Origin of the sequence: Hymenobacter setariae (assembly GCF_007713685.1) — a bacterium.
In the GTDB taxonomy this organism is placed as follows: Bacteria; Bacteroidota; Bacteroidia; order Cytophagales; family Hymenobacteraceae; genus Hymenobacter; species Hymenobacter setariae.
This window is the reverse complement of the sequence record NZ_VMRJ01000001.1, coordinates 335,874-358,191: the sequence shown is the minus strand read 5'-3', so window position 1 is coordinate 358,191 and position 22,318 is coordinate 335,874. Positions and strand designations below refer to the sequence as shown.

19 protein-coding genes are annotated in these 22,318 nt (G+C 59.1%); 6 read left to right on the top strand and 13 right to left on the bottom strand.

The genetic code is table 11. The features are described from left to right. Nucleotides 1-133 precede the first annotated feature (133 nt). The gene (locus FNT36_RS01490) at nucleotides 134-1,705 is read left to right on the top strand and encodes a peptide MFS transporter (RefSeq protein ID WP_144843309.1); all 1,572 of its coding nucleotides are present in this window, start codon (nucleotides 134-136) and stop codon (nucleotides 1,703-1,705) included. A gap of 124 nt (nucleotides 1,706-1,829) precedes the next feature. Here the strand turns inward: FNT36_RS01490 and groL are convergent, their stop codons facing one another. From groL to FNT36_RS25295, 5 genes are all read right to left on the bottom strand, one after another. Further along, entirely contained in the window at nucleotides 1,830-3,470 is a 1,641-nt protein-coding gene (gene groL / locus FNT36_RS01485) for a chaperonin GroEL (protein WP_144843307.1), read from the bottom strand. A 57-nt stretch (nucleotides 3,471-3,527) separates the two neighbouring features. Further along, a complete protein-coding gene (gene groES / locus FNT36_RS01480) occupies nucleotides 3,528-3,818 on the bottom strand; it encodes a co-chaperone GroES (protein WP_233635593.1) in 291 nt (96 codons plus the stop codon). Between the two features lie 327 nt (nucleotides 3,819-4,145). Then, entirely contained in the window at nucleotides 4,146-4,517 is a 372-nt protein-coding gene (gene secG / locus FNT36_RS01475; RefSeq protein WP_144843305.1) for a preprotein translocase subunit SecG, read from the bottom strand. 14 nt (nucleotides 4,518-4,531) lie between these two features. Continuing rightward, nucleotides 4,532-5,776, bottom strand: a complete 1,245-nt coding sequence (locus FNT36_RS01470) for a hypothetical protein (protein ID WP_144843303.1) — start codon at nucleotides 5,774-5,776, stop codon at nucleotides 4,532-4,534. Nucleotides 5,777-5,971: 195 nt separating this feature from the next. Next, nucleotides 5,972-6,130, bottom strand: a complete 159-nt coding sequence (locus FNT36_RS25295; RefSeq protein WP_233635592.1) for a hypothetical protein — start codon at nucleotides 6,128-6,130, stop codon at nucleotides 5,972-5,974. A 260-nt stretch (nucleotides 6,131-6,390) separates the two neighbouring features. Here FNT36_RS25295 and FNT36_RS01465 point away from each other — a divergent pair, with 260 nt between their 5' ends. The 3 genes from FNT36_RS01465 (at nucleotide 6,391) to FNT36_RS01455 (ending at nucleotide 9,427) form a co-directional block, all read left to right on the top strand. Further along, nucleotides 6,391-7,770 carry an FAD-containing oxidoreductase gene (locus FNT36_RS01465; protein WP_144843301.1) on the top strand — a complete coding sequence of 460 codons (1,380 nt, stop codon included), beginning with the start codon at nucleotides 6,391-6,393 and terminating at the stop codon, nucleotides 7,768-7,770. A 27-nt stretch (nucleotides 7,771-7,797) separates the two neighbouring features. Further along, nucleotides 7,798-8,178 (top strand): VOC family protein, encoded by a 381-nt coding sequence (locus FNT36_RS01460; RefSeq protein WP_144843299.1) that lies wholly within the window; start codon nucleotides 7,798-7,800, stop codon nucleotides 8,176-8,178. 64 nt (nucleotides 8,179-8,242) lie between these two features. After that, nucleotides 8,243-9,427, top strand: coding sequence for a DUF1624 domain-containing protein (locus tag FNT36_RS01455; RefSeq protein ID WP_144843296.1), 1,185 nt, complete (start codon nucleotides 8,243-8,245; stop codon nucleotides 9,425-9,427). A 65-nt stretch (nucleotides 9,428-9,492) separates the two neighbouring features. On the opposite strand, the gene FNT36_RS01450 is transcribed toward FNT36_RS01455, so the two are convergent. The 8 genes from FNT36_RS01450 to FNT36_RS01415 form a co-directional block, all read right to left on the bottom strand. Beyond that, a complete protein-coding gene (locus tag FNT36_RS01450) occupies nucleotides 9,493-10,065 on the bottom strand; it encodes an LptE family protein (RefSeq protein WP_144843293.1) in 573 nt (190 codons plus the stop codon). After that, nucleotides 10,046-11,386, bottom strand: a complete 1,341-nt coding sequence (locus tag FNT36_RS01445) for a sigma-54 interaction domain-containing protein (RefSeq protein WP_144843290.1) — start codon at nucleotides 11,384-11,386, stop codon at nucleotides 10,046-10,048. The genes FNT36_RS01450 and FNT36_RS01445 overlap by 20 nt, the downstream gene beginning before the upstream one ends. Nucleotides 11,387-11,556: 170 nt before the next feature. Then, nucleotides 11,557-12,987, bottom strand: coding sequence for a tRNA (N6-isopentenyl adenosine(37)-C2)-methylthiotransferase MiaB (gene miaB, locus FNT36_RS01440; RefSeq protein WP_144843287.1), 1,431 nt, complete (start codon nucleotides 12,985-12,987; stop codon nucleotides 11,557-11,559). 129 nt (nucleotides 12,988-13,116) lie between these two features. Further along, nucleotides 13,117-14,400 (bottom strand): anthranilate synthase component I family protein, encoded by a 1,284-nt coding sequence (locus FNT36_RS01435; protein ID WP_144843284.1) that lies wholly within the window; start codon nucleotides 14,398-14,400, stop codon nucleotides 13,117-13,119. Between the two features lie 102 nt (nucleotides 14,401-14,502). Further along, the gene (locus FNT36_RS01430) at nucleotides 14,503-15,948 is read right to left on the bottom strand and encodes a tetratricopeptide repeat protein (RefSeq protein WP_144843281.1); all 1,446 of its coding nucleotides are present in this window, start codon (nucleotides 15,946-15,948) and stop codon (nucleotides 14,503-14,505) included. Between the two features lie 163 nt (nucleotides 15,949-16,111). Further along, nucleotides 16,112-16,879 carry a zinc ribbon domain-containing protein gene (locus FNT36_RS01425; RefSeq protein ID WP_144843278.1) on the bottom strand — a complete coding sequence of 256 codons (768 nt, stop codon included), beginning with the start codon at nucleotides 16,877-16,879 and terminating at the stop codon, nucleotides 16,112-16,114. Further along, a complete protein-coding gene (locus FNT36_RS01420; protein ID WP_144843275.1) occupies nucleotides 16,869-17,984 on the bottom strand; it encodes a Nif3-like dinuclear metal center hexameric protein in 1,116 nt (371 codons plus the stop codon). The genes FNT36_RS01425 and FNT36_RS01420 overlap by 11 nt, the downstream gene beginning before the upstream one ends. Nucleotides 17,985-18,108: 124 nt before the next feature. Beyond that, nucleotides 18,109-18,795 carry a uracil-DNA glycosylase family protein gene (locus tag FNT36_RS01415; protein ID WP_233635591.1) on the bottom strand — a complete coding sequence of 229 codons (687 nt, stop codon included), beginning with the start codon at nucleotides 18,793-18,795 and terminating at the stop codon, nucleotides 18,109-18,111. A gap of 67 nt (nucleotides 18,796-18,862) precedes the next feature. Between FNT36_RS01415 and lpxK the strand changes: the two genes are divergently transcribed. Together lpxK and FNT36_RS01405 are read left to right on the top strand one after the other, a co-directional pair. Next, nucleotides 18,863-19,972, top strand: coding sequence for a tetraacyldisaccharide 4'-kinase (lpxK, locus tag FNT36_RS01410; RefSeq protein WP_233635590.1), 1,110 nt, complete (start codon nucleotides 18,863-18,865; stop codon nucleotides 19,970-19,972). A 56-nt stretch (nucleotides 19,973-20,028) separates the two neighbouring features. Beyond that, nucleotides 20,029-22,077, top strand: coding sequence for a putative porin (locus tag FNT36_RS01405; RefSeq protein ID WP_144843266.1), 2,049 nt, complete (start codon nucleotides 20,029-20,031; stop codon nucleotides 22,075-22,077). The last annotated feature ends 241 nt before the right edge of the window (nucleotides 22,078-22,318 follow it).

Genomic DNA, 22,318 nt, shown 5'->3' with positions numbered 1-22,318 from the left:
TAGCGCAAGCGCAAGCAAAGTAGCTGGCTGTGTCCGGCGCCCTCACGACCATCCCCCAAAGTTTCCTTAGCTTTACCAAGCCTAGTCGCGGCCGGGCGCTAGGTACGCATTTTTTACATTTTATTTCTTTTTCATGCACCCAACTCCCGTCGACCTGCACGAGCAGCCGCCTCAACATGTCGAAGCTACCTCTTCTAGCCACCCGCGCGGCCTGTACCTGTTGTTTGCCACCGAAATGTGGGAGCGCTTCAGCTACTACGGCATGCGCGCCGTGCTAGTGCTGTTCCTCACCGATGCCATGCTCATGGACAAGGCGTTCGCGTCGAAGTTCTACGGCGGCTACACCAGCCTGATTTACCTCACGCCCCTCATCGGGGCTTATATATCGGACCGCTACTGGGGCAATCGGCGCTCTATCCTGACGGGCGGGCTGCTGATGGCCCTCGGGCAGTTCATCTTGTTTGCCTCAGCCAGCAACTATGGGCCGGCCACTACCCACCCCTTGAGCCACTGGCTATTGTACCTGGGCCTAGGAGCCATGATTGTGGGTAACGGCTTCTTCAAGCCTAATATCTCCTCCATGGTGGGCTCGCTTTACACCCCTGGCGATAAGCGCAAAGATGCAGCCTACACTATTTTTTACCTAGGCATCAACCTAGGCTCACTCATTGGCAATACCATCACCAGCACGGTAGGCGATACCGGCCACCCAAGCGATTTCCGCTGGGCTTTCTTGGCTTGTGGTATAGCCATGACACTGGGCACCCTCGTTTTCAACTGGGGTAAGACGAAGTACCTGCACACGCCGCAGGGCCAGCAGGTGGGTACCACCCCCGCGCATTCAACTACCGTGAAGGGGTTGTTTGCGTTGCTGCCCGTACTGCTGGTGCTGGTGCTAGGCATTCTCTACCTCGATTCAACTAAAGTATCGGTTATTGCGCCGCTGCTCGGCCTGGCTGTGGTGGGTATCGCCTTCATGGTATTTACCGATAAGTCGCTGTCAGCCGCCGACTTGCAAGGGGTATTGGTGATTTTTGTAGTGTCGTTTTTCGTGGTGTTTTTCTGGGCCGCCTTCGAGCAGGCTCCAGCTTCGCTCACGTTCTTTGCCAAGGACAACATGGACCGCACCATTTTTGGCCACGAGCTGCCACCCAGCTTGTTCCAGAACTTGAATGCTTTCTTCGTCGTGACCGGCGCGCCGCTAATGGCGCTGCTATGGACGGCCCTAGGTAAGCGCGGCCTTGAGCCACCTTCCCCTGTAAAAATGGCACTTGGCCTGGCCCTGCTAGCCCTAGGATACTTGGTGATGTGCTTTGGCGTAAAAGGCCTGCAGCCGGGCGTGAAGGTGAGTATGTTCTTCCTAGTAGCGCTTTACTTCTTCCACTCTTACGGTGAGCTGTGCTTGTCGCCCATTGGCTTGTCGCTGGTGAATAAGCTGGCCCCTGTCAAGTTTGCGTCGCTGCTAATGGGCGTTTGGTTTCTGGCCAATGCGGGCGCCAACTACTTAGCAGGCTACATGAGCAGCCTCTACCCCGACCCCCAGTCCAACGCTCCTGCTCCGGTGCTACTAGGCTACCAGATTACAAACCTGTATGATTTCTTCATGGTCTTTGTGGTGTCGGCAGCAGTAGCCGCAGCCATACTACTCACGATTAGCGGTAAGCTAGTGAAAATCATGAATGCCCGCGAAGCCGAAGCAGCCTAGCTAAAGCCACGCAGCTAAGGGTAACAAAAAAGCCCCGCTGGACATTGTCCAGCGGGGCTTTTTTGTTACCTCAAACAAGTTAAACTGGGCGTTGAGGCCAGTTTAACTTGTTTGAAGCAGCGGCTTACATCATGCCGCCCATGCCACCCATACCGCCCATGCCAGCATCGCCAGCACCAGCTTTCTCTTGCTCAGGCTCGTCCGAAATAACGGCTTCGGTCGTCAGCAACAGGCCGGCGATAGAAGCAGCATTTTCGAGAGCTAGGCGAGTTACTTTGGTCGGGTCGATGATACCAGCGGCCGTCAGGTTCTCGTACTTGTCTTCGCGGGCGTTGTAGCCGTAGTCACCTTTGCCATCGCGTACTTTCTGTACTACTACCGAGCCTTCGCCACCGGCGTTGGCTACGATAGTACGCAAGGGCGACTCAAGGGCCGTACGGATGATATTCACACCAGTGCGCTCGTCACCGTTCAGGGTGTCGATAGCTTCGAGCGACTCGATAGCGCGCACCAGAGCTACGCCACCGCCGGGTACTACGCCTTCCTCAACGGCGGCGCGGGTAGCGTGCAGGGCGTCATCAACGCGGTCTTTCTTCTCTTTCATTTCTACCTCGGTGCTAGCACCGATGTAGAGGATGGCTACACCGCCGCTCAGCTTGGCCAGGCGCTCTTGCAGCTTCTCCTTGTCATAGTCCGAAGTGGTGGTTTCCATCTGGGCCTTAATCTGGTTCACGCGAGCCGTGATATCCTCTTTCTGGCCTTTGCCGTTGACAATGGTAGTGTTGTCTTTGTCAACGATGATTTTTTCAGCGGTACCTAGGTAGTCTAGGGTAGCATTTTCGAGCTTGTAGCCGCGCTCTTCCGAAATAACGGTACCGCCCGTGAGGGTAGCAATGTCTTCTAGCATGGCCTTGCGGCGGTCGCCGAAGCCAGGAGCTTTTACAGCAGCAATTTTCAGCGAGCCACGCAGTTTGTTTACTACTAGGGTAGCAAGAGCTTCGCCGTCAACATCTTCCGAGATGATGAGCAGAGGCTTGCCAGTCTGAAGCACTTGCTCCAATACGGGCAGTAGCTCCTTCATGGTGCTTACCTTCTTGTCGTAGATGAGGATGTAGGGGTTGTCGAACTCCGTCTCCATCTTCTCGGCGTTGGTCACGAAGTAAGGCGATAGGTAGCCGCGGTCGAACTGCATGCCTTCTACCGTTTTTACTTCGGTTTCGGTGCCGCGAGCTTCTTCTACCGTGATAACACCTTCTTTGCCAACTTTATCCATGGCATCGGCAATCATCTGGCCGATTTCGGCGTCGTTGTTAGCCGAGATAGTGCCTACTTGGGCAATTTCCGAACTGCTGCCAATCGGCTTCGACTGCTGCTTCAGGTTAGCCACAACAGCTAGTACAGCCTTGTCGATACCGCGCTTCAGGTCCATCGGGTTAGCACCAGCAGCTACGTTTTTCGAGCCAGCAGTGTAGATGGCCTGGGCCAGTACGGTAGCCGTGGTGGTGCCATCACCAGCCTGGTCAGCCGTTTTGCTGGCTACTTCTTTCACAAGCTGAGCGCCCATGTTCTCGATGGGGTCTTTCAGCTCAATTTCTTTGGCTACCGAAACCCCGTCCTTGGTGATGCTGGGCGCACCAAACTTCTTGTCAATAATGACGTTGCGGCCTTTGGGGCCAAGGGTTACTTTAACGGCGTTTGCCAGTTTGTCGACGCCACGCTTCAGACGGTCGCGGCCGTCGGTGTCGAATTGAATGTTCTTAGCCATTGCTGGGTAAAGGAGAGAATGAAAAGGTAAAAGAGGAAACTACCGAAGGAGTCTGACTTAGAGAACCGCCAGAATGTCCTTTTCCTGCATGATGAGGTAGTCGTCCCCATCAATGGTGATTTCCGTGCCGGACCACTTGCCATACAGCACTTGGTCGCCTACTTTCACCTGGGGCTGAATGAGGGTACCGCTGTCAGCCGTGCGGCCTTCGCCTACGGCTACCACTTCGCCGCGCTGGGGCTTTTCCTTAGCGGTGTCGGGGATGATGATGCCAGACTTGGTGGTGGCTTCGGCGGCGGCGGCTTTAACGACTACGCGGTCGGCCAGCGGTTTAATGCTCAGTGCCATGTGTTGAATTGTGGGAATGATGTTTTGGGAAACGGAAAACTTTAGAATCCTAGGGCGCCGACTGACACTAAATGTGCCAACCGGCTAAACCTGACAGAATGTGTAGCTGCAAGAGCCGGATTGGCAGAAATGTTTGGATAATGTAAGTCTGAGTAGCTGCATTTATGACCTTATTCGCCTAGGTGGCGGGGTTGTGGCAGGCGGCTTTGGCAGGCTAAAGAGGCGCTTTAGGTAGGGGAAACACTAGTGCCAGCCACAAACAAAAAACCAGTGGCTGCCGCGGATGTCACGGATGCCACTGGTTTTTTCTGGTAAAAGACGAAGCTGTTAGGGCTGCGGTGTATTGGTCGGCGCAGGAGCCGGAGCCGTTGCGGGGGCAGCAGCGCCAGGGGCCGGCGTAGCGGGTGCGGTCGGAGCGGGCAGTTTCACCTGCTGGGCGCGCTGCTGGTTAATGCTGCGTGCGGGACCTTCTCCGAAGCTCAGCATGTGGGAGCCCAGCGAAAGCACAATCAGACCGATGGCAAAGCCCCAAGTGAGCTTTTCGAGCAAGTCGCCGGTGCGCTTCACGCCCATGAGGTTGGCCGCGCCGCCCGCGCCAAACTGGCTGCTGAGGCCGCCGCCTTTGGGGTTTTGGGCCAGCACTACAAGCGCCAGCAACAAGCACACAATCAGGATAAGTACAACTAACGCAGTGAACATGAGAGAGCTAATAACTACGCCGACGGGCGCAAAGAATCAATTTGGGCTGCAAAGTACGCCATTTTTTCTGGGTGTTTCACTATGAGGCGTTCATAAATTGCAATTGCCCGCTCGACTTTTCCTTGGCGGACTAAGATTTGCGCCAAGTTTTCGGAGGCTAAATCGGGTACTACGCGCGTGCTAGGGCCTGATAAGTCAGGCTGCTCCTCATCGGCCGATGAGGGGTGGGCAGGCAGCGAGCGTCGGCGGGCAGCGCCCTGCGGCGTGCGGCGCAAAAAGCTGTCGATAAGGTCGTTGGCGGCTGGTGCGGGCGCGGGCGGCTGGTGCGTGGCTAGGTGCGCCAGCACTAGGGCATCGGGCGCAAAGAACTCGCTGGCGGGAGGCATCGCCATGCTGGGCAGCAGCGCTGCGGGGCCAGTTGTGAGGCTGTACTCGGTGGTTAGGCCCTGTAGGCAAAACCCTAGGCGGCTCCCTTCAGTGGGAGCGTAGCCTACATCTGGGTCGCCTCGGTAGGCGGGTAGCGGCGAAGAAAGTACGTCGATGGTGATGCCTAGGGGCAGTTCGACTTCGGGCAGGGTATAGGCAGTGATTTCAGCAGGCTCCTGCGCCGCCAGGCCAAACTCAGTATGCGCAATTTCGGCTTCGGCGGGCGGGCGAATGGGTGGGGCCTGGGCGGGCAGCTCCTCCTCGCTTTCACTTTCAGGCTCGGCTTCGGCTTCTTCGGTAACTGGGGCTACCTCAGACTCAAGTTCGGGTTCAGGCTCGGATTCAGCTTCAGTTTCAGCAAGAACTTCTGGCTCAGGGCTAGGTAGCTCAGGCATTGGCAGCACGGTGTGCTCAACCTCTGAAAGAGTGACAACTGGCTCGTCGTCTGGGGCGTCCTGCTCAGTGGGTAGTTCGGGCAGGGGCGCTTCGACAAGGGGGGGCGCCTCCTCAGTGGCTGCGGCGAGCTCAGCTACTGCCACAGCAGGCTCGGCCACAGTAGCTAGCTCGACATCAGGGGCACTGGGCTCCACTACTGGGCTGGGGGCCAACTCTATGAGCTGGCGCAGGCGCGCGCGGTCGGTGGCGTAGGTGGCCGCCCGGCGCAGGCGCTGGCTGGCCAGCATCGAGCCCTGGTCGTGGGCAGCTTTTGCCAGCAGCACGTGTGCCGTTTGGCAGTAGGGAAAAGCCTGGGCCAGCTGCTCCAGCTCGCGCACGTCGGCCCCAGAGAGGGCGGCGGGGTGAGCAAGCAGGTGAAGCAGGGTGGTCCGGGTCATGGGGCAGTAATACGTTGGGGGAGGTGCCTAGGCGCCGCACAACCGGCAAAATGGGCATCTCACTGCCTCCTTACTAGCGCAACCTCCCAGGGTGAAGGGGCCAAAGATACAATGCCTAGTACCGCGCACCTGCACCTGCGCCCTCTCAATGGTCTTCGCAGGCTGTTGACCTCGGCGCGGCCACCTAGGGGCCGACTAGCTACGAAGCGCTGACAAACTGACAAAGCTGACCCACCAAGTGAGCGGCAGCTTAAGGTAGGTGCCGCCCTTCAAATCATCGCTGCAAACGGAGCGGCGCTGACGCGAGCCAATGGCGTCGATTTGGCCAAAGCGGTAGCTGAACGCGAGCAACATGGTGCGCTGGTACTAGTAGCTAATGCTTTTGCTGATAAACTGGTCGGTGGTAGTGCTGCAAAACTCGCGACCCAGCGTGAGAAAGGTACTGCTCGACGCTGGGCACCACACGCGTCACTGCTTGTCACTAACTAGCGCTGCTTGCTTCAGCCCTCTTGGTAGTGCGCGCTGCGGCGGCAACGCTGCTTACTTTGTAGCGTTGCTGGCGGCACTAAGCCAGTACTGCTAGTATCGTTACGGGCCTTACCCATTGCTGCCTTATGAATCAGTCCTTTGATGCCTTAATTATTGGTGCTGGTCAGGCTGGCCCCTCGCTGGCAGGCCGGCTCACGGCGGCGGGTTGGAAAGTGGCGCTGGTAGAGCGTAAAAATTTTGGTGGCACCTGCGTAAATACCGGTTGCACGCCTACCAAGGCGTTGATTGCAAGTGCTAAAGCAGCGCATACTGTGCATAAGGCAGCCCAGTATGGCTTAGCACCGCAAGCCCCATTCAAGGCAGACCTAGGCCCAGTGCAAGCCCGCAAAGACGCCATTGTGCAGGCTTCGCGCGAGGGCCTCGAAAAGTGGCTGCGCCACATGCCGGGTTGCACGGTTGTCACGGGCACCGCCCGGTTTTTGTCGGCTACTACTATGCAGGTAGGTAATGAGGTGCTCGAAGCCAAGCACATTTTTCTGAATGTGGGCGGGCGGCCCGCGAGCCGGCCGTTGCCCGGCATCGAGCAAGTACCCTACCTCACCAGCAGCACTATTTTGGCCTTACAAGAGCTGCCTGCGCACCTTATTATCGTGGGGGCGGGCGCAGTGGGGCTGGAATTTGCCCAGATGTTCCGGCGCCTAGGCTCGGAAGTGACCATCGTGGAGCGCAACCCGCGCCTGCTACCGCACGACGATGAAGACGTGGCAGCGGCCGTGCAGGATATCCTTACTAGCGAAGGTATTACGTTGCGCCTAGGAGCCGAGTGCATCAGCCTAGCCTTAGAAGACGGCCAACCGGTGGTGCACGTGAGCTGTGCCGAAGATGCCAGCCCGAGCCGAGGCTCGCACCTGCTGCTGGCCATGGGGCGTCAGCTCAACACCGATGACCTAGGGCTGGAAAAAGCGGGCCTGATAGCCGATGCGCACGGCTACGTACCCGTCGACGATGAGCTGCAAACGGCCGTGCCCGGCATCTGGGCCCTAGGTGATTGCAACGGCCGGGGCGCCTACACGCACACCGCCTACAACGACTTCGAGATTGTGGCCGCTAATCTGCTCGACCACGACCCGCGCCGCGTCAGCGACCGGCTGCCCGTGTCGGCCATCTACCTCGACCCGCCCTTCGCCAAAGTGGGCCTCACCGAGGCCGAGGTGCGTGCGGCCGGCACGCCCGCCCTCGTGGGCAAGCGCCCCATGACCAAGGTGGGCCGCGCCGTGGAGAAGGGTGAAACCCTAGGCTTTATGAAAGTGCTGGTGCACGCCGAAACCGACCAGATTTTGGGCGCCAGTATTGTAGGTGTGGGCGGCGACGAGGCCATTCACTGCATCATTACGGCTATGTACGCCCGGCAAACGGCGGCTTTCATGCGTCGCAATGTGTTCATTCACCCTACCGTGGCCGAGCTAATTCCGACGGTGTTTGGCGAGCTAAAGCCGCTCGCTTAAATTGTTTACCCTTAGTTGCTTTGGCATATGGACCTCAAGCTCGAACTCATTCCGGTGCCGGTCGCGGATATCGACCGTGCCAAAGCATTCTATACCGAGCAAGTCGGCTTCCGGCTCGACCACGACGTGCAACCCAGCGCGACAGTGCGGGTGGTGCAACTTACGCCGCCTGGCTCGGCCTGCTCCATTGTCCTAGGTGCCGGGTTGGCGGGCCTCGCCATGCCAGCGGGCTCGCTGCGCGGCTTGCATCTAGTAGTGGTCGATATTGAGCTGGCGCGCACTACGTTAATCGGCCGCGGAGTGGGAGTGAGCGACGTAGTAAATAGGGGCGGCATCTACTACGCCGGCTTCCAAGACCCTGACGGCAATACGTGGACGCTTCAGCAACTTCCGGCGCCAAAGACGTAATTCGCGGCTGCCCGTTGTAGCTTGATTGTTAAGGTGTTTTTGTTTTCACTTCTGACCTGAATCGGTGAAGCAGCCTCGTACCCTCTTAGGAGCCAACCAACTGCCGGTGTCGCGCGTGCAGGCCATCGATGTCGTGCGCGGACTAGTGATGGTTATTATGGCTCTGGACCACGCCCGCGAGTTCTTTAGCCCCACTTCGGTACGTGCCGAAGACGTAGCACAGGCGTCTGGGCCGCTGTTTCTTACGCGTTGGGTTACGTATTTCTGCGCGCCGGCATTTGTATTTTTGGCGGGGGCTAGCATTTATCTCTATCAGCAAAAGCAACCTGACCGGCGCCGGGTAAGCCGATTTCTGCTGTTACGCGGCTTGTGGCTGGTAGCGCTGGAAGTGTTGGTCATCAGTCTGCTGCTTCACTGGGACTATCACCTTATTCTGCTGCAAGTTATCTGGGTTATTGGTTGGAGCATGGTGGCGCTGGCCGGCCTCATCTGGGTGCCTCGCTGGCTACTTGCAGCGTTGGCTTTGGTTATCCTCGCCGGTCACAATCTGCTGCCGCCCATTCAGCCCGTGCTGCCCGCTACCGTGAGCTGGGCCTTGTTGCACAATGGCCCCTTTGTTTTTGCCTCGCCGCCTTTGCCGCCGGTGCTGGTTGCATATTCTATCGGACCTTGGCTGGGGGTGATGCTGGCCGGCTACTTGCTGGGCGCGTGGCTGCAATTGCCCTTGCCGCAGCGCAACTGGCGCTTGCGCTGGACTGGCATAGGCCTACTGGTGCTGTTCGTGGCCTTGCGCGCCACCAATTGGTACGGCGACCCTAGCCCCTGGAGCGTGCAGCCGCGCGGTTTAGGCTACAGCGTATTATCCTTCCTCAACGTCACAAAATATCCGCCCTCGCTGCTCTTCGATTGCCTGACGCTGGGCGTCGTTCTATTGCTGCTCAGCGTAGCGGAGCACGCCACCAGCCGCCTAGGGCGCTGGCTGCGCACCTACGGCCAAGTACCCTTCTTTTACTACCTACTGCATCTAACATTGCTAAGCGCTGGCGCGTGGTGCTGGACCCAACTCGCATTTAGTAAGCCCTACAATTTTGCCTTCCTCAGCGTGCCAGAATGGCCTGCTGCCTATGTGCCTCACCTGCTGCGGGGCTACGCCGCGTGGGCAGCGGTAGTGCTAGTGCTTTATGTGCCTTGCCGCTGGTACCAGCGCTACAAGCAGCAGCATGCGTACTGGTGGCTGTCTTACTTATAAAAAGTAGGTGGTGATGCCAGCGTTTGTTTTCCGCGCAAGGTCTGCACAATTGCCTAGGGTGTCGTTTACCAGTTGGCAACCGACTTGTTGAACATGTCGCTAATGATGTTGCGCGTGATATTGCGGATGGCATTCAAGTCGTTGTTCACCGTCGCAATGTCTTGCGTTGCCGCAAAGTCGGCTTGGCTTTGAAACGTCTGTTCGAAGTCTTGCTTTGAATCCTTTGTGTTAGTAAAGCGCAGCTGCACTTGAATGGTAAGACGGTTGCTACCCGCCTGGCTTATCGCCCCCGCCTGCTGAATGGCGGCGGGCGCATAGTCATACGCAGCGATAGTGCCTTCGAATTGTAAATCGCCGTCGCGAGGCACTAGCTTGAGCGTGGTATTGCGCTGAAAGTAGTCCTTGATATCTTCCGTAAAACGCTGACTCAGAGCGGCTGGGGCATTCGGTGCGTTGTTCTGAAACGTTTGGATGGAAATCGTTTTAACGGACGGGTCGATGTTTGTGCCATTAAAAGAATAAACGCCGCAGCCGCTCAGCAGCGCTGGTAGCAGCAGAGCCAGGCCGGCTACAGCGCGGCGCCTGCCCAGGAGCGGCAATTCACCAATGGCAATGCGGTTACGCCGATTCCAAATCATATTGCTTCAGCTTGCGGTACAACGTACGCTCAGAGATACCTAGGTCCTGGGCGGCGTATTTACGTTTGTTGTGATGCTTGCGCAGCGCCTTGAGAATCATTTCCTTCTCAATGGCATCGAGCGAGAGAGTTTCCTCTTCTGTTTCGTGCGAGATGTCTTCGGTATGCGCATCCTCGTCCTCGTCGGTGTACGACGCGGGCGACGCCACATCTACCCGCAACGGGCCCGAAGCCGGAGGAAGTAAGTAGCCGCCCGCCTCAGCTGGGCTATCAGGGCCGGGGTAGGGCGACGACTCACCTAGGTTTGTAAACAGGTGGCTATTCTGGCGCAGCAGCTCTTGGGCATCGGTAGCAGGGCGGGGGCCCGTACCACTGGCTAGTTCCAACACCACCTTTTTAAGGTCGGTCATGTCGCGGCGCATATCAAAGAGCAGCCGATACAGAATATCACGCTCCGAGTACGAGCTGAAATCACCGCCACCTGCGCCGCCGGCTCCGTGCCCAGGCAGCAGCGCCGGTAGCTGCGAGGTCTGGGCGGCTGGCAGGTATGTAGCTAAGCGGGTGGCATCAACTTCGCGGTCGATTTCCAAGACCGAAATCTGCTCCGCTAAGTTTTTGAGCTGACGGATATTGCCCGGAAAGCGAAACCTGGTGAGCAGCCGTACCGCATCGGGCGTGAGCGAAATAGGCTTCACACGGTGCTTCTCCGAAAAGTCGGCCGTGAACTTGCGAAATAGTAGGTAAATATCGTCGCCACGCTCGCGCAACGGCGGCACCATAATGGGCACCGTGTTGAGACGGTAGTACAGGTCTTCGCGGAACTTGCCGGCCTGCACGCGGTCGAGCAAGTTTACATTGGTAGCGGCTACCACGCGCACGTCCGTTTTTTGCACTTTGCTGCTACCCACCCGAATAAACTCACCATTCTCTAGCACGCGCAGCAGGCGGGCCTGGGTACCTAGGGGCATTTCGGCTATTTCATCCAAGAAGATAGTGCCGCCGTCGGTGACCTCGAAGTAACCTTTGCGCGCTTCATTGGCCCCCGTAAACGCTCCTTTTTCGTGGCCAAATAGCTCCGAGTCAATAGTGCCCTCCGGGATAGCGCCGCAGTTGATGGCAATAAACTGCCCATGCTTGCGCGGCGACAGGGCGTGGATAATCTTGGAAAACGACTCCTTGCCCGACCCGCTTTCGCCGGTAATAAGCACCGTCATGTCAGTCGGCGCGACTTGCGCGGCCACCTGAATGGCGTAGTTCAGCGCCGGCGCATTGCCGATGATGCCGAAGCGCTGCTTGATGGATTGAATCTCTTGATTTGTCATTGGCTAGACTAAACCTAAACGGCTCAGCCCAATGAAGTTATTTTTTAAGAAAGTTCATACGCCATAACAGGCGTATGACCAAGAAGGCAATGAACCCAAGGCCGAATAATTGCACAATCGGCCAGATTATTAAGACTGTTGTTGGGCTCATTTTAGATGGCTGGAGAAGGTTATATCGCCTCACCCAACAGAGCACCGCCCGTTGTGCTCGTTACAAACACGTTAACGTAGTCGCCCTTCTGGAAATTACCCTTCGGGAAAATAACGACTTGGTTTTGGCTATTGCGGCCGCTGAGGTGCTCCTGCGAGCGCTTCGAGAAGTTCTCGACCAGCACTTGGTGCACGCGGCCCACCATGCGGGCATAGCGGGCCCGGGCGTGCAGCTGCTGGCGGTCGATAATCTCTTGCAAGCGGCGCTTTTTCACTTCCAGCGGAATATCGTCTTCAAGCTTGCGGGCGGCTAGCGTGCCGGGGCGCTCCGAGTAGAAGAAGTTGTAGCCCATGTCATACTGCGCGAAGTCAATGAGGCTCAGGCTGTCCTGGTGTTCCTCTTCGGTTTCGGAGCAGAAGCCAGCAATCATGTCGGTCGAGATGGCGCAATCCTCGCCTAGGATGCGGCGAATGGCCTGTACGCGCTCCTCGTACCAGGGGCGGTCGTAGGTGCGGTTCATCAGCTCCAGCACCCGCGAGTTGCCGCTCTGGGCAGGCAGGTGGATGTATTTACAGATGTTTTCGTGCCGCGCCATGGTGTGCAGCACCTCATCGGTAATATCCTTGGGGTGCGAGGTCGAGAAGCGCACGCGCAGCTCAGGGCTGATGAGCGCTACGCGCTCTAGCAGTTGCGCAAAATTGACGCGCTCGGTGCCGTCTTCGCTGGCCCACTTATACGAATCAACATTCTGGCCTAGGAGAGTAACTTCTTTGTAGCCAGCGGCTACTAGGTCAGTAGCTTCCTGCACGATGCTGTGGGCATCGCGGCTGCGCTCGCGCCCGCGGGTGAAGGGCACCACGCAGAACGAGCACATATTGTCGCAGCCGCGCATGATGCTGATAAAGGCCGTGATGCCATTCGAATTCAGGCGCACCGGCGTGATGTCGGCGTAGGTTTCCTCGCGGCTCAGCAGCACGTTCACGGCCTTTTGTCCACCATCAACTTGGCTGATGAGCTGGGGCAGGTCGCGGTAGGCGTCGGGACCTACTACGAGGTCTACAATTTTTTCTTCTTCTAGAAACTTGCTTTTCAGGCGCTCGGCCATGCAGCCCAGCACGCCTACTAGCATACCAGGTTTGCGCTTCTTGTGCGAGTTGATTTGCTTGAGGCGCATGCGCACGGTTTGCTCGGCCTTCTCGCGAATGGAGCAGGTGTTGAGCAGCACGAGGTCGGCGCCAGCGAGGTCCTCGGTAGTATCAAATCCCTCATCGGCCAGAATGCTGGACACGATTTCGGAATCGGAGAAATTCATTTGGCAGCCGTAGCTCTCGATGTAGAGCTTGCGGGCGCGGCCGGTGCGGGTGGCGGCGCTTACGCGCACGTCGGCGGGCAGGGCGTCGGCTACGGGCGCTTTATCGAGAAAATCTAAGGTAATGAGCGGTTGAGACATAGCAGGCAAGAGGCCCTAGGCTAGGAGCCAGGCCATAACAAAGATACAAAATAGCGTTGGGAAATGACAGAATGACAGAGCGACCTCGTAACTGTTTGTCATTGCGAGCGCAGCAAAGCGATAGCGCGCTCATTCCTGACTAATAACTGTCGAAAGTGCTTGCAGCACGCCTTGAGCTTTTAACAAACACTCTTGGTATTCGTGCTCAGGTACCGAGTCGTAGGTGATGGCCGAGCCTACTTGCAAGCTGAGGTAGCCGGTATCGATGCGGTATTGGAGGCTGCGAATCACGACGTTAAACTCGAAACCTTCATCGGGCCAAACCAGGCCAAAACTACCACTGTAGAGGCCGCGCCGGCTGCGCTCGTAGTGCTCGATGAGCTGCATGGCGCGAATCTTGGGTGCGCCGGTCATGGAGCCCATCGGGAAGGTAGCACGCAGAATGTCGCCTAGGTCAGCATCCGTGCGCAGCTCAGCCGCAACAGTCGAAATCAGCTGCCACACGTGCCGGAAGCCGTAGGTGCCAAACAGCTCGGGCACGCGCACGCTGCCTGGCCGAGCCACGCGGGCGAGGTCGTTGCGCACGAGGTCTACTATCATTAAGTTTTCGGCGCGCTCCTTTTCGTCGTGCAGTAAGGCTAGGCGTTGCGCCTCATCCTCGGCTGGGGTGGGGCCGCGCCGCCGCGTGCCCTTAATGGGCTGCGATGTGATAACGCCCTCTCGACTAGCAATAAACTGCTCGGGTGAGGCGCATAGCAGGTAGTGGTCGTGGTGGCGCAAAAAGCCCGCGTAGGGCGCCGGCGAAACCGCGTTGAGTTGCCAAAAGGCAGCTACTGGGTCGAGTACCACGTTTTCGGCGTAGAATTCCTGACATAGGTTCAGCTCATATACTTCCCCATTGAGGATGTCTTCGCGCACAGCTTCAACAGCCCCTAGGTAGTCGGCGCGCGGCATACGAGGGCGCAGCGGCGGCACGGCAGCTAGAGCGGCAGCGGGTACTTCGGTTGCCAGAATAGCCGCCAGCACGCCAGTCGTGCGGCCGTGTAGCTCCACGGCATCGGGCAGCCAATGCAGGTAGGTTTCGGGCTGAAAGAAATGTAGGCCGGGCCAGGCCAAACCCGCGAAATTTTGGCTGTGCAGCGCCTCGATTTCGTCTTTGACCTCATACGTTACAAAGCCGCAGTACGGCCCCGGCCGCTCTGGCTCCCCACTCAGATAAGCGGCCAGTTCGGCTAGCGAAGCCGGGGCTACCGGCGCGGCTGGGGCCACGGCCAGTAGCCGGCTAAAGGTACCGGGGGCCGACTGCTGCAAATCATTGTGCTCATAGTAAGCACAGTGTGGAAATTGCGCCGCCCACTGCAAGGCGCGGTGGCGAAAATCAGTAGGTAAGTCGGAAAGCGGAATGCGAAGCATGAAATACCGTGAACCCTGCGGGTCCGCGTGGGGGTAGGCAAAGTGAGGTACGCAATACGTGCGGACCCGCAGGGTCCTCCTTATAGCGCACGATACAGCGGGTTACAGCTGGCGCAATGCTAGCTTGGCTTTTTGGTCGGTGCTGTTTTTGTATTCATGTTTGGGATAGGCCACGGCCCGCTCAAAATACGCTTTTGCTGCTGCCCGCTGCCCGGCCGCCTGGGCCAGGTAACCAAGCTGCAAGGCCGCTTGGGGCGCGAAGTAGTACGCGGGCTCACCTAGGGAGGCCGAGCGGCGCAGCGTGCGCAAGTAGTCGGCGCGGGCCGAATCGAGGCGGCCAAGGCCCTGCCACACGCGAGCACGGCGGTAGGGCGCCTCGAGCTGGTCGCGGGCGGGCGTAGCGGCGGTGAGCCGGAACTGCTGCAAGGTGCTCAAGGCCTGCGCGTAGTAGCCGCCATCAGTCTGGAGGCGGGCGCGGGTGAGAGTGGCGTTGAGGGTCTGCGCATCGTGGTAAAAGCGCTGGGCGTAAATGTCTTCCTCAATCGTGAGCGGGCCGCCTAGGTTGATTTGCTGGCGGTAGCGCTCGCAGGTGGCGGGTGGCGCGCCACCCAGCCAGGCCGCCAGGTAGAGCTTAAATGCCGCGTCCTTGCGGTAGTAGTCGCCCCGGTACTCGCGCAGAAACTGCTCGTTTTCGGCCAGCGAGGCCGCGTAGTCGCCCTTGTACAGCAGCAGGTCGCCAGCTAGGTGGTGCACAAAGCCGAGCGGATAATACGCCGGCCCCGTTGGCCGGGTGCGGTAGGCGGCTAGTGCCTCATCGCCATGGTGCTGGCGCTTGTTGAGGCTGACAACTAGGTAGTTGAATAAAAGGTTGTCGGGCTGGTCACGGGCCAGGCGGTAGGCTAGGGCCAGGCTCTCAGAACCCTGCTTATAGTACGATTCTCGAATGAGCGCCAATAGAATCTGGCTTTCGGTCTGAAAATCATTCGGCTGCGTGGCGGCCAGCCCTAGGTTGCGCAGGCCTTCCTCCACACTGCCGCGCAGGCCCAGCAGCCGCAAAAACCAATGGTAGCCTTCGGGTAGCGACCCGATGCCGAACTGGCACAGTCCTAGGGTCTTGCGGGCCGGAATAAACGCCGGGTAGCGGGTGGCCACGGCCTGCATTAGCCCAGCCGTGCGGCGCAGGTTCCAGGCCCCGCGCACCTCGTGGTGAAAGCCAATTTGACTGAGCGCTTGATGCAGGCTGATTTCAGCCTGGGCATAGTCGCGCAGAGCGTTGGCAGGGGTTTTTTCGAGCACGGCCAGCCGGGCGTCGTGGGCAGCCATGGTCGCCTCGTACTGGCTGGCATCTTGGCTGATAATGAGCGCTACGAAGTCGGCGCAATCGGCCACGAGTAGCGTCCCGGGCGCGGTGGCGGGCTCGGCGGCTAGCAACTGGCGGCAGGTGCCGACTTTTAGCTTCAGCAGCTCGGCGTAGGCGCGGCGGGCGCCGGGCGAGAGGGCTTCTGGCGTGGCTTTCGTCTCAAGTACGACTTGGCGAATCTCGTGCAAAGGGGCGCAGAGGCTAGCCGAGGGCAAGCATAGCCCAACCGCCAGGCCCTGCACCCCTCTGCATAATCCTCTGCGCACCTTCGCGAGAAAGCTCATAAACAAGCTGATATAAAAAAAGGAACGACCAAAGCCGTTCCTTTTTCTTAAAGACAAAATCAGTAACCTAAGCGGCTTGCTTGCCTTCTACGTCGGCCAAAATGCGGCCGCAGTGCTCACACACGATAATTTTCTTGTGCGAAATGATGTCGGCCTGGCGCTGCGGGGGCACCGTGTTGAAGCAGCCACCGCAGGCATCGCGGCGCACCAGCACTACCGCCAGGCGGTTGCGCATGTTGCCGCGAATGCGGTCGTAGGCCGTCAGCAGGCGGGGCTCTACGGGCTGGGTAGCGGTTTCGCGCTCGGTCATGAGGGTTTTTTCCTCTGCCTCGTTTTCCGCCACGATGGTGTCGAGCTCGCTTTTCTTGGTGTCGAGGTCCTTGCGGCGCTCGTCGAGGCGCTGGCGCGTCACATTAGCCTCAGTGTTCTTTTGCTCAATCTGGTACTGAGCTTCTTTGATTTTCTTGTCCGAAATCTGGATTTCCAGGCGCTGGAGCTCGATTTCCTTGGCAATAGCCTCGTACTCACGGTTGTTGCGTACGTTGGTTTGCTGCTCTTCGTAGCGCTTGATGAGGCCTTCCGCCTCTTTCGTAGCGGCTTTGCGCTGCTTAATCTGGTCGTTGAGGCCGCTGATTTCGTCGTCGAAGCGTTTTACGCGGGCTTCGTAGCCGGCAATCTCGTCTTCCAGGTCGCGGACTTCTTCGGGCAGGTCGCCGCGCACACGCCGGATTTCATCGAGCTGCGAATCAATGCGTTGCAGGTTGAGCAGCGCTTCGAGCTTGGCCGAAATGGGCGCATCAGCCGGGTTGACCACGGCGGCGGAGTTAGCAGTCATATTGAACGGGATTCGTGGGAGTTTCAGCGAATAAGACCGCAAAAGTACGACCGAACGTTCCCAGCAGCAAATCCCGGAAGATTTCGCCCGTAAACTGCTCGCTCTCAAAATGCCCCACGTCGCAGAGCATCAGCCGGCCTTCGGGCGCAAAAAACTCGTGGTATTTCACGTCGCCCGTTACGTAGGCGTCAGCCCCGCTGGCCACCGCTGCACCGGTCAGAAAGCTGCCTGCGCCGCCGCATAAGGCTACCTTCTTGATGGGTTGCTCGAAGGCCGTATACTTAACCACTGGCACCCCTAGGGCCTGCTTGAGGCGCTGGCGAAACTCAGCCGGAGCTAGGGCTTTGGGTAGCTCGCCCACCATGCCCGCGCCCACGTCCTGGTGCTGGTTTTCGAGCTTCACGAGCTCGTAGGCTACTTCTTCGTAGGGGTGTGCTTGGCGCAGAGCTGCTAGTACCGCGTCTTGCCGGTGCAGGGGCAAGAGCACTTCGAGCTTGATTTCGGATACAGCTTCGGCCTGCAACTGCAACCCAATAGCAGGCTGAGCAACTGGGCCCGGTGTGAAGGTGCCCGTGCCAGGCGTTTGGAAGCTACAGTCTTTATAGTCGCCGACCTGGCCCGCCCCAGCAGCGTACATGGCTTGCAACACTCGGTCGGCTAGGCCAGGGTAGTCTGGCGTATTGGGCACGTAGGTGCTGAGGCGGGCTAGCGTACCGGTTTTAGGCGCCAAGATGCGGGTATTAACCAAGCCCAGCTTTTCGGCTAGCTTGGCATTCACGCCCTGGCGCACGTTGTCGAGGTTGGTGTGGGCGGCGTAGATGGCTACGTCGGCCTTAAGGGCAGCCATGATAGTCTGCTCCACCAAGCCCTTGCCAGTGAGGCGCTTGAGTGGTCGGAAAATAACAGGGTGGTGACACACGACCACATTGCAACCGCGCTGCGCGGCTTCGGCTACCACGGCGGGCGTGCAATCGAGGGCAATGAGCACGCCCGTAATCTCGGCACTCGGTAGGCCGCATTGCAAGCCAGCGTTGTCGTAGCTTTCTTGGTAGGTGAGGGGGGCGGCGGCTTCGAGCAGCCGCGCTAGGTCTTGAACGGTGGGCACAGGGAGTAGAGACAGAGTGAACAACAGCCGGTGCTTCTCTTGCTCAGCGTGCCGCTGGTCTGGAGGACGTACCAAGCGCTAGTTGTGGGCAAAGGTAACGGGCCCCGAGCCGCGCAGGGGAGCCCTAGGGCAGCAGCCCACCCAGCACCTCCACGTAGCGGGCCACGTTTTCGGCCAAGAACCGGCGGCGGTATTGCATAAGAAAGCGTGGGTGGTCAAGGATTTCGATGCGGTCGAAGAGCCCAAGCTCATCGTTGAGCCGGCGCAGAAACTCGCCGTTGCGGCGGCCTAGGCTCACGGCCACGTCGCGGCGCAGATGCAGCTGCTCGGCTTGCTCGGTCAGCGAGAGGCGCATATCTGGCCACAGGGCCTTGATGACGGCCGGGGAGTCGTAGTAGTTATAATTCTTGCCGGCGTGCGTGAGCTCTAGCGGGTAAATGGAGCTCAGAAAAAAGTGCTCGTAAAACGGCGTGGGGCCACCGAGCTCGGCAATAAACTGGTATACGAATTCGCTCGACAGCTCGCGCCGCTGCTTGGGCAGGCTATGAGCGATGCCGCAGATATCGGTGAGGGCCACCGGGTCGGTGAAGGCCACGCCGGTGCGGCCCCCGCCAAAGCGGCCGGGATTGATGCCGAAGATGCCCACGCGCTGCCCGTTGCCGCGGTAGTATTTCTGCGCAAACGCCGTGATGATGCCCGCCACGGCCGGGTCTTCGGCCGAGCGGCGAACTTCTACGCTGCCCGGCAGCGGCGAATCGGGAAGGGGAAAGCTGCGCAGCAGGTGCAGCATGCGAGTGGCAAAATCGGGCATTGAAACGATAAGTAGGGTGGGGCATGGGTACGCAGGACCGCTGAAAAAGGCCGACCTTTGTAGGCGTATGCGGCCTAGCCCCCCCCCAGCACCAAGCATCCGGCACCAGCTAGTAACCTGGCTGCTTCTGCCTTTATCGTGGCTCTACGCCGCTGTGCTGGCCGTGCGCAACTGGCTCTACGACCGCGGCTGGAAGGCCTCGGCGGCCGGTTGGGTACCCCTTGTTGGGGTCGGTAACCTGCGGGTGGGCGGCACCGGCAAAACGCCCCATGTGGTCTGGGTGGTTGAGGAATTGCTGCGCCAGGGCCAGCGCCCGGCCATCTTGAGCCGCGGCTACGGCCGCCAAACCCGCGGCCCGCGCTTGGCTACAGCCGCCGACTCGGCAGCTACGGTGGGCGACGAGCCGTGGCAGTATTTCACGCAATTCAGCACCCTAGGCGTGCCTGTGGCGGTGGCCGAAAACCGCCAGCTCGGCCTCGACCTCTTGCGCCAGCACCACCCCGAACTCACTACCGTGGTGCTCGACGATGCTTACCAGCACCGGCGCGTGCAGCCTACGCTTAACATCTTGCTCACCGAGCTGGCACGGCCTTTTTACCACGACCACGTGCTGCCGGCCGGCCGCCTGCGCGAAACCCGCGCCGGGGCCGCCCGCGCCGATGTAGTCATCATCACGAAGTGTCCGCCTGACCTAGGGGCTGCGGCTCAAGGCGAGGTTACGACCCAAGTACGGCGCTATGCCCGGTCGGGCGTGCCTGTGCTGTTCTCGGCCTACGACTATGCTGCTCCCCAGCCGCTCACGGCCGCCGCGCAGACGCTGGGGGCACCTAGGACTGGCCAGCCGGCCCTGCTGCTCACGGGCATTGCGCAGCCAGGACCTTTGCGCGAGCACCTGCTGGCGGTGGGTTTTCTGCTGGCCGAGGAGCTTGTATTTCCCGACCACCACGCCTTCACGCCAGCCGACCTCGGGGCCGTGCGGGCGCGGTGGCAGCCGGGGCAGGCTATTTTTACCACCGAAAAGGATGCGACCCGGCTGCTGGCCCCGGCGCTGGCCGAGACCCTAGCGGGCCTGCCGGTGTACACGATTCCGGTGCGTGTGGCGTTGCTGGGGGCCGGTGCGGCGCAACTGCGCCAGCTGCTGCCGGGCGCAAGCCCTAGTTCACTGGTACTTTTATGAGTTCAAGCGGGTGCTGCCATTCAGCGGTGCCCCTAATTTGAGTGTTGTTACTCCGCATGGTTTTTCCTTCGACCGCCGCCACCCGCTGGCTTTTTCTGCTGCTTGGGCTAGTGCTGGGCGCGCCGCTGCTGGGGCAGGCCCAGATTGTGGACGACTCGACCAAGGTGCTCTACGGGCCCAAGACGACCCGTGTCATCTACGAGGCCGATTTGCGGCGCGACTCTACGCGCGGCGTGCTCATCGATACCGCGCTGGTGCGCTGGCCCCAGCAGAAGTACTGGCTGCACGATAGCACGTTTCAGCAAGAACTCGGCACAGTGGGCTCGGCCTCGCGGCCGCTGCTCTTTCAGCCCAATACGGAGCTGGGGGCCCGCCTAGGGCGCAACGTGTTTGACCGCTACGCCCTCGACGCCAGCCAGGTGCCGTACTACGACAGCCGCTCGCCGTACTCATTTTTTCGCTTTATCCAGAGCGGGGCGGGCGAGCAGGTTTTCGAAATCAGCTACAGCCGCTCGCTCAAGAAAAACTTTAGTATTGGGGCGGCTTACGAGCGTTTTGCCTCTAACAGAATAGTAGGGCCAGGGGCCAGCGGGGGCATCGATGCAAACTTAGTCGAGCACAATGCCGCCCGCTTTTTTGCGCGCTACCAAACCGACGACGAGCGCTACCACTTGCTGGTGAGCCTTGTAGATACGCGCCACCGTGCCCTAGAGCAGGGCGGGGTGCTGCCGTTCGCCAGCGACACTATTGTGCCGGGCAAGCTCAATCCGAATAGACTATTCGTGTACGAACGCGCCCAGGTTAACCTGGCTTACGCAACAAACACCGACGACCGCGACCAACTGCATCTCTTTCATTCGTACCGGCTATTGGGGCGTGGGGTCACGGCCTACCACGTGTTTGATATTCGGCGGCAGTACAACGGCTACATCGACAATAACCTCACGGGGGCCTTCAACTCGCCGGTGACTACCACCGACGGGGCCTTTTACCAGGCCCGTACGCCGCTGCGCAACCCCACGCTGACGGCCGACCGCGTGACCTATCGCCAGGCCGAAAACACGGTGGGTTTCCTAGGTCGCACCGACCGCATAGCCTACGATGTGTACGCCCGCTACCGCATCGCCTCGCTAAACCAAAGCACGCAGCTACCCATTCCGGCTACTTCTATCAACCCCACGACCCCAGCTCCATCGATAAGTCTCTCCAGAACTTACTCACAGATTTTTCTTGGTGGCACGGCATCTTTCAACTACCGCACTATTTATGCGGTGGAGGTAGCTGGTGAATACAAGCCTCTAGGGTATAATCCGCTGGGAGAATACTGGCTGCGCGGCCGCATCCGCACCGGGCCCCTCTCGGCCGAGCTGCTCACCACTTCTTCTGCTCCCACGCTCACCCAGCAACTGCAGCAGGGAAACCGCTACACGTGGCAATTCGAAGGAGAGAATAAGTTTGATAATACGAATGTCAACCAGCTCACGGGACGCTTGCAGCAGCGCCTGCCGCTGCTGGCCGACCATTCTATCGATGCCAGCTTCTCGGTTGCCAATATTGCTGGCCTGGTCTACTACACCTATGACCCAGCTATCAGCCCCGCTTATAATCGGCTGAGTCCCTTGCTCGGGCCTGCGCAGAAGAAGGAGGGGAGTATACAGCTACTCATTGCTACCGCTCGCCACCGCTTTAGGGTTGGCAAGGTGTATTTCGATAATCAGGGCACATACACCCTTGGGGCAAGTGCCGATAGTACAGTACTCCGCATCCCGACGCTCGTTACCGAGTCGCGGGTATATTACCAGACGCACGTGTTCAAGAAAGCTTTGTTGGCGCAGCTAGGGGCCGAACTCTACTACCAGTCAGCCTTCAAAGGCTACGGCTATAGCCCCAGCGTGCAGCAGTTCTACGTGCAAAACAGCTTCACTATCCGCAACTACGCGGTGGCCAACGTGTTTCTCACGGCCGATATCAAGGCGGCTACCATCTTCCTCAAGGTTGCCTACCTCAACCAAGGCCTCGGGCATGAGGGCTACTTCGCTTCGCCGTTCTACATTGGCTATCCGCGCCGCCTGCAGCTCGGTGTGCGGTGGCGCTTCTTCACCTAGGTCGCAGCTTACAACGGATCTTGCAGCTACACCTGGCTCGCTAGGTGGCCATAGCATTCGGTCGGTAATTTCATATTGCTAGTGCTCAGGCAGTACTTTCTGCAAAACGCCGGCTGGCTGCTACTAGCGTCGAATAGTACCTTGGTCTTACCGAAATTTGCGCGTTGCAACTACCCAGGGTACCCGCTTCCCTCTATGTCTATCCGCAGCTAGCGTAGTCAGCCCGGCCTAGCCCGGCGTA

Excerpts from the sequence above, each read along its gene's own strand:
- FNT36_RS01435 (WP_144843284.1), bottom strand. The coding sequence starts at position 14,400 with ATGCTTCGCATTCCGCTTTCCGACTTACCTACTGATTTTCGCCACCGC.
- FNT36_RS01405 (WP_144843266.1), top strand. The coding sequence starts at position 20,029 with ATGGTTTTTCCTTCGACCGCCGCCACCCGCTGGCTTTTTCTGCTGCTT.
- groL (WP_144843307.1), bottom strand. The coding sequence starts at position 3,470 with ATGGCTAAGAACATTCAATTCGACACCGACGGCCGCGACCGTCTGAAG.
- FNT36_RS01490 (WP_144843309.1), top strand. The coding sequence starts at position 134 with ATGCACCCAACTCCCGTCGACCTGCACGAGCAGCCGCCTCAACATGTC.
- miaB (WP_144843287.1), bottom strand. The coding sequence starts at position 12,987 with ATGTCTCAACCGCTCATTACCTTAGATTTTCTCGATAAAGCGCCCGTA.
- FNT36_RS01445 (WP_144843290.1), bottom strand. The coding sequence starts at position 11,386 with ATGACAAATCAAGAGATTCAATCCATCAAGCAGCGCTTCGGCATCATC.
- FNT36_RS01450 (WP_144843293.1), bottom strand. The coding sequence starts at position 10,065 with ATGATTTGGAATCGGCGTAACCGCATTGCCATTGGTGAATTGCCGCTC.
- FNT36_RS01425 (WP_144843278.1), bottom strand. The coding sequence starts at position 16,879 with ATGACTGCTAACTCCGCCGCCGTGGTCAACCCGGCTGATGCGCCCATT.
- secG (WP_144843305.1), bottom strand. The coding sequence starts at position 4,517 with ATGTTCACTGCGTTAGTTGTACTTATCCTGATTGTGTGCTTGTTGCTG.
- FNT36_RS01465 (WP_144843301.1), top strand. The coding sequence starts at position 6,391 with ATGAATCAGTCCTTTGATGCCTTAATTATTGGTGCTGGTCAGGCTGGC.
- FNT36_RS01470 (WP_144843303.1), bottom strand. The coding sequence starts at position 5,776 with ATGACCCGGACCACCCTGCTTCACCTGCTTGCTCACCCCGCCGCCCTC.
- FNT36_RS01415 (WP_233635591.1), bottom strand. The coding sequence starts at position 18,795 with ATGCCCGATTTTGCCACTCGCATGCTGCACCTGCTGCGCAGCTTTCCC.
- groES (WP_233635593.1), bottom strand. The coding sequence starts at position 3,818 with ATGGCACTGAGCATTAAACCGCTGGCCGACCGCGTAGTCGTTAAAGCC.
- FNT36_RS01460 (WP_144843299.1), top strand. The coding sequence starts at position 7,798 with ATGGACCTCAAGCTCGAACTCATTCCGGTGCCGGTCGCGGATATCGAC.
- lpxK (WP_233635590.1), top strand. The coding sequence starts at position 18,863 with ATGCGGCCTAGCCCCCCCCCAGCACCAAGCATCCGGCACCAGCTAGTA.
- FNT36_RS25295 (WP_233635592.1), bottom strand. The coding sequence starts at position 6,130 with ATGTTGCTCGCGTTCAGCTACCGCTTTGGCCAAATCGACGCCATTGGC.